Annotated in this window: 5 protein-coding genes and 1 pseudogene; 2 read left to right on the top strand and 4 right to left on the bottom strand. The window is 36.6% G+C overall.

The annotated features are described in order from the left end of the window. The first annotated feature begins 27 nt into the window (after positions 1-27). Positions 28-9,123 carry a non-ribosomal peptide synthetase gene (locus Ga0466249_RS01840; protein WP_215827728.1) on the top strand — a complete coding sequence of 3,032 codons (9,096 nt, stop codon included), beginning with the start codon at positions 28-30 and terminating at the stop codon, positions 9,121-9,123. A gap of 266 nt (positions 9,124-9,389) precedes the next feature. Continuing rightward, the gene (locus tag Ga0466249_RS01845; RefSeq protein WP_215827729.1) at positions 9,390-10,679 is read left to right on the top strand and encodes a U32 family peptidase; all 1,290 of its coding nucleotides are present in this window, start codon (positions 9,390-9,392) and stop codon (positions 10,677-10,679) included. A gap of 487 nt (positions 10,680-11,166) precedes the next feature. On the opposite strand, the pseudogene Ga0466249_RS01850 reads toward Ga0466249_RS01845, so the two are convergent. From Ga0466249_RS01850 to Ga0466249_RS01865, 4 genes and pseudogenes are all read right to left on the bottom strand, one after another. Further along, positions 11,167-11,505: pseudogene (locus Ga0466249_RS01850) on the bottom strand (transposase); the annotation flags it as partial. A 393-nt stretch (positions 11,506-11,898) separates the two neighbouring features. After that, positions 11,899-12,081, bottom strand: coding sequence for a 3-dehydroquinate synthase family protein (locus Ga0466249_RS27685; RefSeq protein ID WP_215827990.1), 183 nt, complete (start codon positions 12,079-12,081; stop codon positions 11,899-11,901). 44 nt (positions 12,082-12,125) lie between these two features. Continuing rightward, positions 12,126-12,821: a 4'-phosphopantetheinyl transferase family protein gene (locus Ga0466249_RS01860; RefSeq protein ID WP_246588323.1), complete on the bottom strand. Its 696-nt coding sequence runs from the start codon at positions 12,819-12,821 to the stop codon at positions 12,126-12,128. 475 nt (positions 12,822-13,296) lie between these two features. Next, complete coding sequence (locus Ga0466249_RS01865; protein ID WP_215827731.1) at positions 13,297-14,796, bottom strand: MDR family MFS transporter; 1,500 nt, start codon at positions 14,794-14,796, stop codon at positions 13,297-13,299. Between the last annotated feature and the right edge of the window lie 57 nt (positions 14,797-14,853).

A 14,853-nucleotide genomic window follows, 5' to 3' on the forward strand; every position in this document is an offset into this window, starting at 1 on the left:
TTTAAAGAAGTATAGGAGGGGTAGAAAATGGAGTATCAAAGTTTGGTTGAAGCTATTCAAGCGAAGAAAAATTTAAATAATAGGGGAGTGATATTCGTTGAAAGTGGCAATAATGAGACTTTCATTTCATATGAGGAGTTATATTCAAAGGCTCTTATAATTTTAGCGGAATTGCAGAAAAGGGGATTAAAACCTGGTTCGGAATTGGTTTTCCAAATAGCGGATAATGAACAGTTTATTTGTACATTCTGGGGATGTTTGTTAGGTAAGATAATTCCAGTACCAATTGCGGTAGGAAATAATGATGAAAATAGACTTAAACTATTTAAAATTTGGGAAATTCTCAAAAATCCTTATTTAATTATTGATGAAAAAACAATGATCATGCTAGAAAATTTCGCACAAAAGAATTGTTTAAACACCATGATTACTAGAAATAAGGCAATAGTATTTGAGGAATTTGAGCTTACGACAATTGAGGGTGTCATTTATCCGCCTCATTTGTCTGATATCGCGTTTATTCAGTTTTCATCCGGATCGACCGGTAATCCTAAGGGAGTTATTTTAACTCACGAAAATATATTGACAAATGTTAATGATATTATAGAACGCGGAAGAATTAATTCGGAAGATTCATCGTTAAGTTGGATGCCTTTAACCCATGATATGGGATTAATTTGTGTGCATCTAACTAACTTGGTTGCTGGTATAAATCAATATATCATGCCTACAACGCTATTTATCCGAAATCCATATCTATGGATGCAAAAAACTCATGAGCATAGAGTGAGTCTTCTTTATTCACCAAATTTTGGTTTCAGGTACTTTCTGGACTCAATTCATCCAGAATCTGATACCGAATGGGACTTATCCATTGTAAAGTTTATATGGAATGGAGCGGAGCCGATATCTATTGAGTTATGTAATGAGTTTCTTAATAAAATGAGGAAGTATGGGTTAAAAAAAACAACAATAACGCCTTGTTATGGGTTGGCAGAAGCGTCGGTAGGTGCTGCATCTGCTTTTGTGGAAGAGGAGATGGATTCGGTTTATCTGGATCGTAAATATCTTAATATTGAACAAATGGTGAAAGAAAAACGTGACAAACTAGGTGGAATACGTTTTGCATATTTGGGCCATCCACTGAATTCCTGTAGGATAAGAATCTGTAATTGTGAAAATAAAGTGTTGGAAGATAACATAGTCGGCTATATTCAAATACAAGGTAAAAATGTAACATCGGGATACTATAATAACATAGAAGCAACGGAAAAAGTGATTACAAATGATGGATGGTTAAATACAGGAGACGTAGGCTTTGCAAGAAATGGGGGACTATTCGTTATCGGTAGGGCAAAGGACATCATTTTTGTTAATGGCCAAAATTATTATCCTCATGATGTGGAAAGAATTGTCGAAGAGATTGAAGGACTAAAACTAGGTAGGGTAGCAGTATGCGGAGTTTTTAGTGAAGAAACGCAAACCGAGAATATCATATGCTTTGTGTTATATAAAAAGGGATTGGAAGAATTTCCTGTTCTGGCCAATCGATTAAAAAATTATGTTGGCAAACAAATGGGTTTGGAAATAAAGGAAGTTATTCCGTTAAAAAGAATGCCCAAAACAACAAGTGGAAAAGTGCAAAGATATAAATTGAAGGAAAAATATGAAAAAGGGGATTTCTTAGAAATATCACAAGCCATTAAAAAATTAATTGTTGAACAGGAAAAAAATGAGTACGTTGCCCCGCGAAATGAAATCGAGAAAAAAATGGCAAAGGTTTGGGAAGAAGTTCTTGAAATTGATAGAGTAGGAATTGAAGATGGTTTTTCCGCATTGGGCGGAAATTCACTAAGAGCCATAACTCTTTTGTCAAGGATGAGCGAAGAGTTCGGAATAGAAATACCGCTTAAAGAGATATTTAAAGCCCAAACAATTAAGGAACTTGTGCGATACATGAAGGATGCAAAGAAAGTTAGCTATCCCGTATATCCGGAAAAAATCCCTGATTGGAAAAACCTACATATGCCGTTCCCATTAACGGAAATACAAGCTGCGTACTTACTGGGACGCGGTGATTACTTCGAGCTTGGTGGCGTTGCATCACATTGGTATATAGAAATAGAGACGAGCTTAGATTTAGAAAGATTTAATCGGAGTTTGCAGAAAGTGGTTAAACGTCATCCCATGTTACGTGCAATAGTTCTGCCTAACGGTAAGCAAAAAATCCTGGAGAAAGTGCCAGATTACAAAATTAGAATTGAAGATCTGAATAGTGTAGATGCTGATGCACAGCAATTGCGTATTTTAAAAGAACGAGAAAGAATGTCCCATTATGTATTTAAAACGGATCAATGGCCACTATTTGAATTTAAAGCTTTTAAGCTTTCCAATGAAATTAGCTATTTATTTATCGGGTTTGATTTGATCATTGCTGATGCCGCCAGTATGAAGATCATTAATAAGGAATTAATGGATTTCTATATGAATCCAGAACGTGAGCTGCCGGAAATAGAATTTTCTTTTAGAGATTATATACTTGCTTATGAGGAATTCAAACATTCAACAGTCTATGCTGAGGACAAGAAATACTGGTTATCCAAATTGAATGATTTTCCGTCAGCACCTAATTTGCCATTAAAGTGTGACCCTCAAGAAATTACGAAGCCGCATTTTAAACGCCATCAATATCTATTCAGTGAAAAAGAATGGGATAGCATTAAACTTTGTGCACAGGAACTGAACATTACGCCTGCGGCTTTATTGTGTACTGCTTATGCAGAAGTAATGGCTTTTTGGAGCAATCAACCTCGTTTGGTAATTAACTCAACAATATTTCATCGTAATCCGTTTCATAAAGATATTAATAACATAGTAGGAGAATTTACTCCGACAATGTTGTTGGATATAAATTTCGAAGAAAAATCATTTAGAGAAAAAGCAAAAGATGTACATAATACATTGATGGAAGCATTAGAACATCGGCATTATGATGGTATCAGTCTGATAAGAGAGATAGCTAAGCAAAATAATTTAGGTAATACCAAGACAATTATGCCAGTGGTTTTTACAAGTATGCTTTTTGATATCAAAGATCTTGAACGTATCGGCGAAATAAAAATGGCCATTAGTCAAACACCGCAAGTGTTTATCGATAATCAAATAGCGGAGAATAATGGGAATTTATTAGTTACATGGGATTATGTAGAAGAATTATTTGATAAAGACGATATTAATGCGATGTTTAAACAGTACATTGATAGAATATCCAGCTTAATAGTGCAGAGAAAAGAACAAGTTCTTAAGGTAAAAGAACAGGATCAACTGTTAATCAACCAATACAATCAGACTACAGAACAAATTTTCCCGACAACGTTACATCAATTATTTATTGAACAGGCTCAGCGTACCCCAGATAAACCAGCCGTAATGTTGGGAGAAGAAAGTATTACTTACCAGGAGTTACACGAAAGATCAAATCAAGTCGCTCGCTATCTAAAAGAGAAAGGTGTAAGCCGTAACGATTACATCGGAGTTATGGTGTATCGCCGTATAGAAACCATTTTCAACATCCTAGGAATCCTAAAGGCGGGAGCAGCTTATGTTCCTATAGAGCCTGAATATCCGGCTGAACGACAGCAGTACATTTTAAAAAATAGTAGTTGTAGAATGTTATTAATTCCAGAGGATTATGATGACAAAAATATGGGGCAATACTCTGTAGAACCTATAGGGGTGGCTAGTGATCCGGAAGATATAGCCTACGCAATTTATACCTCAGGGAGTACCGGTAGACCTAAGGGGGTTGTAATCACTCATAAGGCGGCAACAAACACAATTATTGATATCAATCAAAAATTTAGTGTAAATGACGATGATAGAATTATTGGCTTGTCATCAATGTGTTTCGATTTGTCGGTGTATGATATATTCGGAGCATTGAGTGCGGGAGCACTTCTAGTTATGGTGCCCGATCAAAAAGATGTAATGAACCTAATCGCAGTGATGAAAAAACAAAAGATCACAATCTGGAACTCGGTTCCGGCAATAATGGATATGTTGGTAGAAAATCTAGACGATAATTCTGAAAAAGATGAGCAGACTTTCTATTGGTCACCATTTCAGGACAAAGTAATAAAATATAAGAAAAATGAAAATTTGAGATTAGTCCTACTGAGCGGTGACTGGATACCGTTAAAACTGCCTGAAAAGACAAGGGATTACTTTATAAACGCTGAAGTAATCAGCCTAGGTGGGGCAACCGAGGCATCAATATGGTCCATTTACTATCCCATCTTGGAAGTACATGGAAATTGGAAAAGTATTCCTTATGGTATTCCACTGGCAAATCAGCAATTTTATGTATTAAATTATGAAATGAATTTCTGCCCGATAGGAGTACCGGGTGAACTATATATTGGAGGAGCAGGTGTTGCAAAGGGGTACTTAAATGATGAAGAAAAAACAAAAATTGCGTTTATAAATCATCCTCAACTAGGTTATCTATATAAGACGGGCGATTATGGAGTAATGCATAAAGCAGGCTATATAGAATTTTTAGGTAGGAAAGATCAGCAAGTAAAGATAAGGGGGTATAGAATTGAACTAGGAGAAATAGAGAATCGGCTCTTAGAACACGAATTGGTAAACAATGTAGTTGTCGTAAGTTTTATAGATGAAAATAAGCAAAAGTATCTGTGCGCGTATATTGTAGCCGATCAGAAACTTTCTATAGCTGGATTGCGGGAATATATTGCAAAAGTCTTGCCAAATTACATGATACCATCATGTTTTGTACAGCTAAAAGAAATACCGCTTACAGCGAACGGCAAAATCGATAAGAAATCATTACCTCAGCCCGAAGGGAATATAGGCGTAGGAGCAGCATATGTCGCTCCACAAGATGAAACAGAAGAAAAAATGGCGGAGCTTTGGAAAGAAATTTTAGGGGTGGAGAAAGTTGGAATTGAAGATGACTTCTTTGAATTGGGAGGTCATTCGCTAAAAGCCATCACCCTTGTAGCTAAAATAAATCAGAAATTCGGTATAGAAGTACCGTTGCAGGAAATATTCAAATCTTCAACAATTAAAAAGCTTGTCAGGTATATGGATGGTGGTGCAAAGAGAGCTAAGTATGAGGCAATAGAACCTATAGCTAAGCAAGATTATTATCCTTTATCATCGGCGCAAAAGAGAATGTGTATATTAAACCAGCTTGATAGTGACAGTATTGCTTATAACTTCCCTGTAGCGTTTAAAGTAGAAGGATATTTAGATAAAAAACGCTTTGAAGAAACATTACGGAAAATTATTAAGCGGCACGAAACATTACGGACTTCATTTGAATTAATTGGTGGAGAACCTGTCCAAAGAATACACGATAATATTGATTTTAAAATAGACTACATTCAGTCGACTGATCAAAATATATCAGACATCATAAAAAAATTTATTCGTCCCTTTGATCTAAGTATAGCACCGTTACTCCGCGTTAGTTTAGTAGAGTTATCCAAAAATCGATGTTTAATTTTATTTGATTTGCACCATATAATAGGAGATGGTGTGTCAGAGGGTATCTTGATAAAAGAATTAGTGAGCTTATATCAAGGGAAAGACCTTCCTAAATTGCGGATACAGTACAAAGATTTTGCATTTTGGCAAAATCAATTACTAAGAACAGAGGCGCTTAAAAAGCAAGAAGAATATTGGCTAAATACATTTTCCGGTGAGATCCCGATACTCAATATGCCTACTGATTACCCAAGACCATCAATCAGAAGTTCTGAGGGGGACAGGCTTCACTTTGAACTTGGCGAAGAATTGACAAGTAAGTTAAACAAACTCGCCAAGGAAACTAGTACGACGTTGTACATGGTCTTATTAGCAGCATATAATGTCTTATTAGCGAAATATACAGGGCAAGAAGATATTATTGTAGGATCACCGATTGCGGGAAGGCCACATGTAGATCTGAATAATATTTTAGGTATGTTTGTAAATTCATTAGCAATTAGAAGTTACCCAAAAGGCAGTATAACTTTTCTAGCATTTCTCAAAAATGTCAGAGAAAATGCTTTGAAGGCTTATGAAAATCAAGATTATCAATTTGAAAAGCTGGTGGATAGGCTAGATATAGTGAGGGATTTAAGCAGAAATCCGTTATTTGATACTATGTTTGTTCTGCAAAACACGGAGATCGTTAAAATGGCGCTGGATGATTTGAAAATTTCCCGCTATCAACTCGATAATAAAATTGCGAAATTTGATCTCACATTAGAAGCGAAAGAAAGAGACGATTGTTTAGAATTTACAATGGAGTACTGTACCAGGCTGTTTAAACAAGAAACATTGGAAAGACTAGCGGCACACTTTGTTAATCTACTGGAGCAAATTGTTAATCAGCCGCAAAGCAAGTTGGCAGAATTTGAGGTGTTATCAAAAGCGGAAAAAAGACAATTACTTATTGCGTTCAACGATACTAAGGTTGACTATACGAAAGACAAGACCATACAAGAACTATTTGAGGAGCAGGTAGAAAAGGTTCCGGAGAATATTGTAGTAGCATTTGAGGAGCAACAGCTTACTTATCGGGAGCTGAATGAAAAAGCCAACCAACTGGCACGAATTCTGCGTGAGAAGGAAGTAAAAGCAGATGATATCATAGGCATTATGGTAGAGCGGTCGCCGGAAATGATTATCGGTATAATGGGGATATTGAAGGCTGGCGGAGCGTATTTGCCTATCGACCCAGAATATCCGTTAGAGAGAATAACTTATATGCTGAATGATAGTGGGGCAGGTATCTTATTAACTCAGAAGAGCTTGACTAGTAAGGTCCCCTTTAAAGGAGAGACAATCATTCTAGACGACCCGGGAGTATACCAGGGAGACCATTCAAATTTAACAAAAGAAAATACCCCACAAAACTTAGCTTATATAATCTATACTTCAGGTTCAACGGGAAAACCCAAGGGAGTTGAGATTGAACACTCCAGTCTGGCTAATCTCATATATTGGTATCGACGAGTATACAACATAACTGATGTGGATAGGACAACTCAGGTAGCGGGGCAATCTTTTGATGCTTCGGTTTTTGAGATATTTCCTTATATTTCCTCAGGTGCAGGGATATATATTCCTAACAATGAAATTCGAGCATCTGCATCAAGCCTAATACCGTGGTTGAGAGATAATCGTATTACTATAAGTTACCAACCAACATCAATGGCTGAGGCTTTATTGGATGCCGATTGGCCTATGGATATATCCTTAAGAGCACTATTGACAGCTGGCGATACATTGCACCGCAGACCTTGCCATGGCTTGCCTTTTGTCTTTGTCAATCATTACGGACCGACCGAAAATACAGTAGCGGCAACGTGGGCAAATGTCTATGATAAACCAAATAATATTCTTCCTCCGATAGGTCGTCCTATAGATAATAATCAAATCTATATAGTGGATAAAAATAATAAATTGCAACCAATTGGTGTTCCAGGCGAACTTTGCATATCTGGTGCTAGTCTAGCAAGAGGCTACTTAAATCAGCCGAAACTCACAATGGAAAAATTTGTAATAAACCCATTTATCTCCGGTGAAAGGATGTATCGGACAGGCGACCTTGCTAAATGGCTGCCTGATGGTAATATAGAATTTTTAGGAAGGATAGACCGTCAAGTAAAAATTAGAGGTTTTAGGATAGAATTAGGCGAGATAGAATCTCAGTTGCTAAAACATCCGCTAGTAAAAGAAACAGTGGTAATTGCTAGGAAAGATATAGAAGGTTACAAGGATCTCTGTGCATATATCGTAGCGGAACAAATATTGTCAGTAACGGAACTAAGAAAATATCTTTCAAATACATTGCCGGACTATATGATACCATCGTTCTTCATCAAGGTGGAAAAAATGCCGCTTACACCGAACGGCAAAATTGATCAAAAAGCGTTACCTGATCCTAAGAAGAATATATGTACAGGGAAAAAATATATAGCTCCCCGCAGTCAGACTGAAGAAAAAGTGATATTGATTTTTGAAAAAGTACTAGGTGTAAAGAGCATAGGAATAGATGATAATTTTTTTGAACTTGGTGGAAATTCCTTGAAGGTAATATCAACTATTTACAAGATAAATAAAGAGTTTAACCTAGATCTTCCTATACTTACATTATTCAACAATCCAACTGTCAGAAATTTAGCTGACTATATTGCGGAAATAAATTCTTTATCAAATAATAATTATGAGAATTTGGTGTTGTTAAAAGAAGGAACAAAGCGAGATAAAAACATATTCTTCATTCATGATGGAAGCGGAGATATCGGTTCTTATATCCAATTATGCAGTGTGTTAAAAACCGATTTCAATTTTTGGGGAATTAAATTTGACAGACAGACTAATTATATTCCGCGGAATATGACAATAGAGAACATAGCCCAGAACTATTTGGGGATAATCCGGAGTATTCAGCCTAATGGTCCATATCATATTGTAGGTTATAGCAATGGAGCAGTTATTACTTATGAAATTTGCAGGCTGTTGGAGAAATTGAATGAAAAGGTTGCACTGTTGATGCTAATTGATTCTAATATGCCTAGTTTGGTATCTCAAAGAAAGGCCTTGAAGACAGAGGGAAAACTATATACTCTGGATTCCGAAAAGCAGTTTATCCATGAATGGATACCTGATATTCGGAATATTAAAGTGGTTGATAAGGCATCAAGTATAGAGGAACTCTGGATGAATGTAGTGACATATTTCGAAAAAGAGACTGGACATGTAGTAAAAGAGATGATACCTGAAGATGTGAGGCGTCTAATAGCTAATTATCATGATATAGATAATGTTGGTGATTTAATATATTCGGTTAACGTTATAAGAACCATTGATCGGGCGGCACACAATTATACACCTGCTAATAAACTCAAAACAAAGATCCACTTAGTCAAGGCAGCTAAAAATAATTTTGTGGATATTAAGTCCTGGGATAGATATTCTACGAAAACGACAGCACTTTATAATGTTGATGGAGATCATTTTACCATTATGGAGCAGCCATATGTTATCGAGCTTGCCAAGATTATTACGCAACTTATCGAGGTAATTGCTTTGAAATGTGTTAACTAGGGCTTGATAGCCAGCCCCCTAATTTCCTAATGAGACATTGGACAAAGAGAACTCTGAGCTTATACTCCAAGTGCATCACCCAAAATTGCATGGCAATCACACACTGCAATTTTTTCAAAGATTCAGGCCTTCTTTTATTATCTCATTCCACATTTAATTTTCAAATGCTGTATCCGGGGAGGTGATACCAACATTAATTTGTCTATGAATAGACTGTGTTGCAGCTAAAATGGAGAGTAATTAACATTAAAACGGGAGGGGCAAAAATGAATAATGTGACGAATGAAAAATTTAAGATGAAGTATACATTGGCAACAAACTTCGATACGAATCTAATAGAAGGAATTAAGAGTATTGATAAAGACAACTCAATAAAATCGGTTTATGGAAAACTTAAAAGCGATATTGTCGGAGGCGGTAGATCGGCAATGCTTCTGCCAGAGCTATCGATGAATGATCTGGAAAATTATATACAATTATGTCATCAAAATAATTTGAAGTTTAACTATCTTTTAAATCCTGTGTGTATGGGGAATAAGGAATTTGTAAAAGACAGCCATAATCAAATAATCAGTTTAATAGATAGTCTTGTAACCAGCGGTATAGACGCAGTAACTATAAACTCTCCATATTTATGTGAAGTAATAAAAAAACAATTTCCAAAATTAAAGGTTTCTATTGGTGCAGGCGGGTATATTACTGAAATGCAGCATGTGAAGTTCTGGGAAGAATTGGGGGCAGATGAACTTACTCTGCAGCATAATGTTAATAGAAATTTTAATATGCTTGAGAATATGCTGAATTACACTAAAAAGTCAGGTATTTCACTTAGACTTATCGCAAACAATGTTTGCCTACATGGGTGTCCATATCGAATAGCCCATGGGACGGGACAATCGCATGCGAGTAAACAAAATGAATCTTCGCAAAAATTTCATTTAGACTATCATATCATAAAATGTACTTTAGATAAAATCAAGAATCCTGCAGAGCTTATTGCAGCTGAATGGATTAGGCCTGAGGATGTAAAGTACTATGAACAACTTTGTGAGAAGACAGGCAACTATAATCTATTCATTAAACTGGTCGACAGGACGAAAACTACTGATTTTCTATTAAGAGTGATAAGTGCTTATTTGTCACAAAGTTATGCGGGAAGTCTTCTGGATCTCCTTTTATGGCCATCTCTTAAAGAATTTGCGCAAGTTAATAAAGCAATGGGGGAAGCTGTAGCCACTTTGGATGCACAGAGCATGGAAAATTTAGGAAGATATTTTGGCGTTTTCAAACTACTTCCTGATGTTTATGTTGACAATAAGAAATTAGATGGTTTTATAGAAAAATTTATCTCAAAATATGATTGTTGTGATAAAGTTTGTGATCAAGCTGTTGTCCCGAACCACCAAAATACTGCCGATAATGATCCATCTAAATGTTCATACTGCAGAAATTGGGCCGAAAAAGCAATTTCATTTGATAGACAACAAATAGAAGATTGGGTAAATAACTCCCGTGAGCTTATTAATGATATGTGTGAAAGTAAGTTTTTCCGTTAAGGTTCAACAAATTTACCGCCCATTGTTGTAGAGTCCCTAATAAAGGCAGTACAGCTCTCCCTAAAAAGGCGCAAAAAAGCTACGTCTAAATAGAAATTCGAAAAAACGAGTCGTTTGTAGTGGAAGTATATTTAGCTAGCAACTCCAGGGGAAGGTGGCTCCCATCCAAGATTTTTCAATTTATGCAGATAAGAGTTAATCTTCTTTTCGGTATTAAATTGGTTTAATAAGTAGACCCTAAATCGCGAAAGGACGACCTGATAAAACATGGTAGATAGCAATACGCATAGAATCTGCAACAGCAACAATGAGGAGTGTGGCGGGAACTGTGTAAATGGAATAATCAGCCGAAATTGTGGGAACCTAAATTATGCTTTTACTCATGCGCAGGATAGGGCAACGCAGAGGTGCGACCCGAGCGGCATATGAGGTTAGGCAAGGCGGCGATGCTCAAGAGAGTGTCGCCTTTTTGATTGCTGCCTTGGAAAACAAAAGCGATGAAAACCGAATTTCTAACCGCATCATCTGTGGGATAGATTGTTTTGGTCTTGGTATATTTGCGTAGCATCCGATGAAACCCTTCCACCGCATTGGTGGTATAAATGAGCCGCCGGACTTCTTTCGGATACTTAAAATAGGTGGAAAGCTCTGTCCAATTTGCCTCCCAGGACTTCACAATTTGAGGATATTTCTTGCCCCATGTCTCGCGAAATTCCTCTAGTCGGTACGCGGCATCATCTAAGGGTGGTGCTCCGTAAACAAGCTTCAGGTCGGCCATAACCGCTTTAATGTCCTTGTATGGGACATATTTTGTTGAATTGCGTATTTATATTTTAGCAAACGGGTGTTATAGACAGGCTTGAAGTAATCAGAAAGCTTGACCTTAACCTAAACATCAAGAATATTCATCCAAACAGGATAAGGCAACTATCAAGGCCTGGTTCAAAGTATGAACCACATTCCTTCCGGCGTTTTGAAGAAAGTAAACGTTACGCCATGCTTGCCCTATACCTCTATGATTTAAGCCAGAGTTTAATTGATTTTGCTGTAGAAATACATGACAGGCAGATAAATATACTCCTTTCCAAAGGTCGAAAGGAGCAGGAAGAAATTCAGAAGCAAAACGGTAAATCTTTGAATGAAAAAGTTTTTAATAAGTTATCGAGTATCTTATATACGACGATTTTCGTTGGCAATCCCGCCTGCTGTAATAGTTGCATCACCCGATTTGCGTCACTATCCGAGATAAAATTGAGTCTTCTCCCGAATAGAACTTGCACAATCCAATGGCAACCGCTTCACCGTGCGATAGTTGATAATTACTTATGGCTTCCACGGATCTGCCTATAGTATGTCCTAAATTTAGTACTTGACGAAGTGCACTTTCCTTTTCGTCCGCAATAACTACTTTATATTGATTTCACTGTTTTTATATGCAATATAATCTTAAGCCTTATTAACTGTTGACATATCCAATCCCATTGGAGGCAATTTCATAAATGTGAATATATATTTATCAATTATCTTGCACCCAACTTCAAACGTATATCCTTTCTCATAATCTCCACCTGCACTTTTAAGCAACTTACCTGAAAAACTACCAATATCTTCGTTCCAGGAAAATTCAGCATCTAAATAATTAAGAAATACATTTTTTATTGGGAAAAACGCTTTAAATGCACTTTCTTTTGCTGAAAAAATCATAAGTAGTCTCTCAATCTTCTGGTTTTGTTGCAAATTTACCCAAGTCGCCTCCCTAAAAGTACATACTTCCTTTACTATATCTTCTGATACATTTTGGTCTATTAATTCTATGTCCACACCTATCCCCGCAGTTCTATCTTTAAGAACTGCTACAGCAAGTGCTATAGTGCCTGAATGACTTATTGCACCTACCACCCCTTTTGGCCACAAAGGTTCATTATTAGCACCTTTAAGTACAGGAAAATTATATATATTAATTTGACGCAACGCACTACGAGCAGCTGCCCTACCAAGATAAAACTCAACCTTGCGTTTTTGTATGGCTTTAAGGCTAATAAGTCCTACTTCCTCAGGATATAGCTTCACTTCATCATAATCATAAAATGTTTTCGAAGAAAATCCAAAACCGTCCCCAAATGGTGATAATATGTCGATCAATTCTACATACATCCTTCCTATTTCATTGGAAATACGCAGCTTCTGTTTAGCTATTACCAATACAGATTAGTAAATGCCACATCAGTCTATAACCGCAACGAATTTTATAGTTAATCAAATACATCTCTCAGCTAATTTATAGGGAAAGGTAGCCGGAGCAGTCGTGCTATCGAACAATCGCCTACGCAAAAGACTCCAATGGAAAATACCTGCTGAATCTTTTGCTGATGCCGGTTCATGTAGCTTGACAAATTGCCGTATACACTACCAAAGCTCAAGTTTGAGAAATTCGAGAGCGAAAATGGTCAATTGAAAAGCTACTTGGTGAGAAAGAGCTTCGAATTTCCATGTTGCGAGACTTAGTAAAAGATTCCCAGACCAGTTAACGAACAAAATTGCGGTAGCCGATGAATAGATTAGTCGGAGATATGGTGTTCATAATAAAATCTATCCATACTTCCGTATAATATCCTCTTCATCCTTCTTTTTGCAGAATTGATTCTTGAGTATCTAGGCACTCCTCTGCCCAAGAATCATTTTTTTTTCTTAATGGAAGTTCTTTTAGAAATATTGCTAAGATTAGAGTTGTTAATACTACAAATGCAGCTACCATAAAAACTTCATGCATTGAAATAAATATAGCAGCTTTAATATTATCAGGCACCAATTTCTCGGCAGATGTAGTAATTTTTCCTATTGATTCTCTTCTAAATGTGGAGTTAAGTATGGAACCAAAAACCGATACACCTATTGTACTGCCCAAATTTCTAAAAAACTGCAATGTGGCTGTTACAGTACCTACTTGTGAATGTGGAAATGCGTTTTGGACTGCTATTACAGCTACAGGAACAATCAGACCTGCCCCCATTCCGATAATAAACATATTTATTATCACGTTCATACTTGTTGTTCTTATATTCATCAAGGTTAAAAGAATAGTTCCAACAAATACTATTCCAAAACCCAGTATATTAATCACTTTATATTTTCCTGTCTTTGAAATAGTCTGCCCACCTATCAAAGTAGTAACAACCATCCCCAGCATTAAAGGTGTCGTTATTGCACCAGATCCGCTTGCCGTTTTTCCCATAACTTCTTGTACAAATAGTGGCATATACATGACTATCCCATAAAATACCGCCATAGATAAAAAACTTGTGATGACTGATATATTAAAAATTGAGCTTTTAAATAAAGAAAGGGGAGTAATCGGTTCTTTTACTTTGCTTTCAACAAATATTAGAACAAGGAGTGATATTCCTGAAAAGGCGAGGAGGGCCAGCATTTCTTTAGACGACCAGTCATATTTTATTTCAGCCCATGAAAAAGCAAGCAGCATTGGTACAAAAGTAACTATTATTAAAGCCGCTCCAGAAAAGTCTATACTGTGTTTTATATCATCATGCTTTATCGATGGAAAAGCGAACCACATGACTAATATAGTCAATATCCCGATAGGTATGTTTATATAAAATGCCCATCTCCAACTGAGATTGTCCGTAATCATTCCTCCAAATGCCGGCCCGATCACACCGGCAATTGCCATAACACTAGTTAATAAACCTTGAAATTTCCCTCTTTCAGCAGGTGAAAATACATCGGCAATAACTGCCGATGCATTAGCAGATATCATGCCTCCTCCAACTCCCTGTAAACTCCTGAAAACAATTAATTGCAGCATGGTCATTGAAGCACCACTTAGTATTGACCCAATCAGGAATAGCATTATGCCAAATATATAAAAAAATTTTCTTCCGTACATATCTGCGAGTTTCCCGAAAACCGGTATGGATACAATTGAAGCTAGCATATAAGCGGTGAATACCCAACTTACGTATTCCATTCCACCTATAGATGCTACAATTTGGGGCATAGCCGTGCTTATAACCGTAGTATCTACAAATATTAAAAATACTCCTACCAAGACCCCTGCTAATACAATCATTTTTCTTTTTTTACCGATTTCCCCATACATGTACCATTACTCCTTCGCTGGACGTTATTTTCCTCAACTTCTTTAACTCTATTCGAA

The sequence above is a fragment of the Pelorhabdus rhamnosifermentans genome, from assembly GCF_018835585.1.
In the GTDB taxonomy this organism is placed as follows: domain Bacteria; phylum Bacillota; class Negativicutes; order UMGS1260; family UMGS1260; genus Pelorhabdus; species Pelorhabdus rhamnosifermentans.

Excerpts from the sequence above, each read along its gene's own strand:
- Ga0466249_RS01840 (WP_215827728.1), top strand. The coding sequence starts at position 28 with ATGGAGTATCAAAGTTTGGTTGAAGCTATTCAAGCGAAGAAAAATTTA.
- Ga0466249_RS01865 (WP_215827731.1), bottom strand. The coding sequence starts at position 14,796 with ATGTATGGGGAAATCGGTAAAAAAAGAAAAATGATTGTATTAGCAGGG.
- Ga0466249_RS01845 (WP_215827729.1), top strand. The coding sequence starts at position 9,390 with ATGAATAATGTGACGAATGAAAAATTTAAGATGAAGTATACATTGGCA.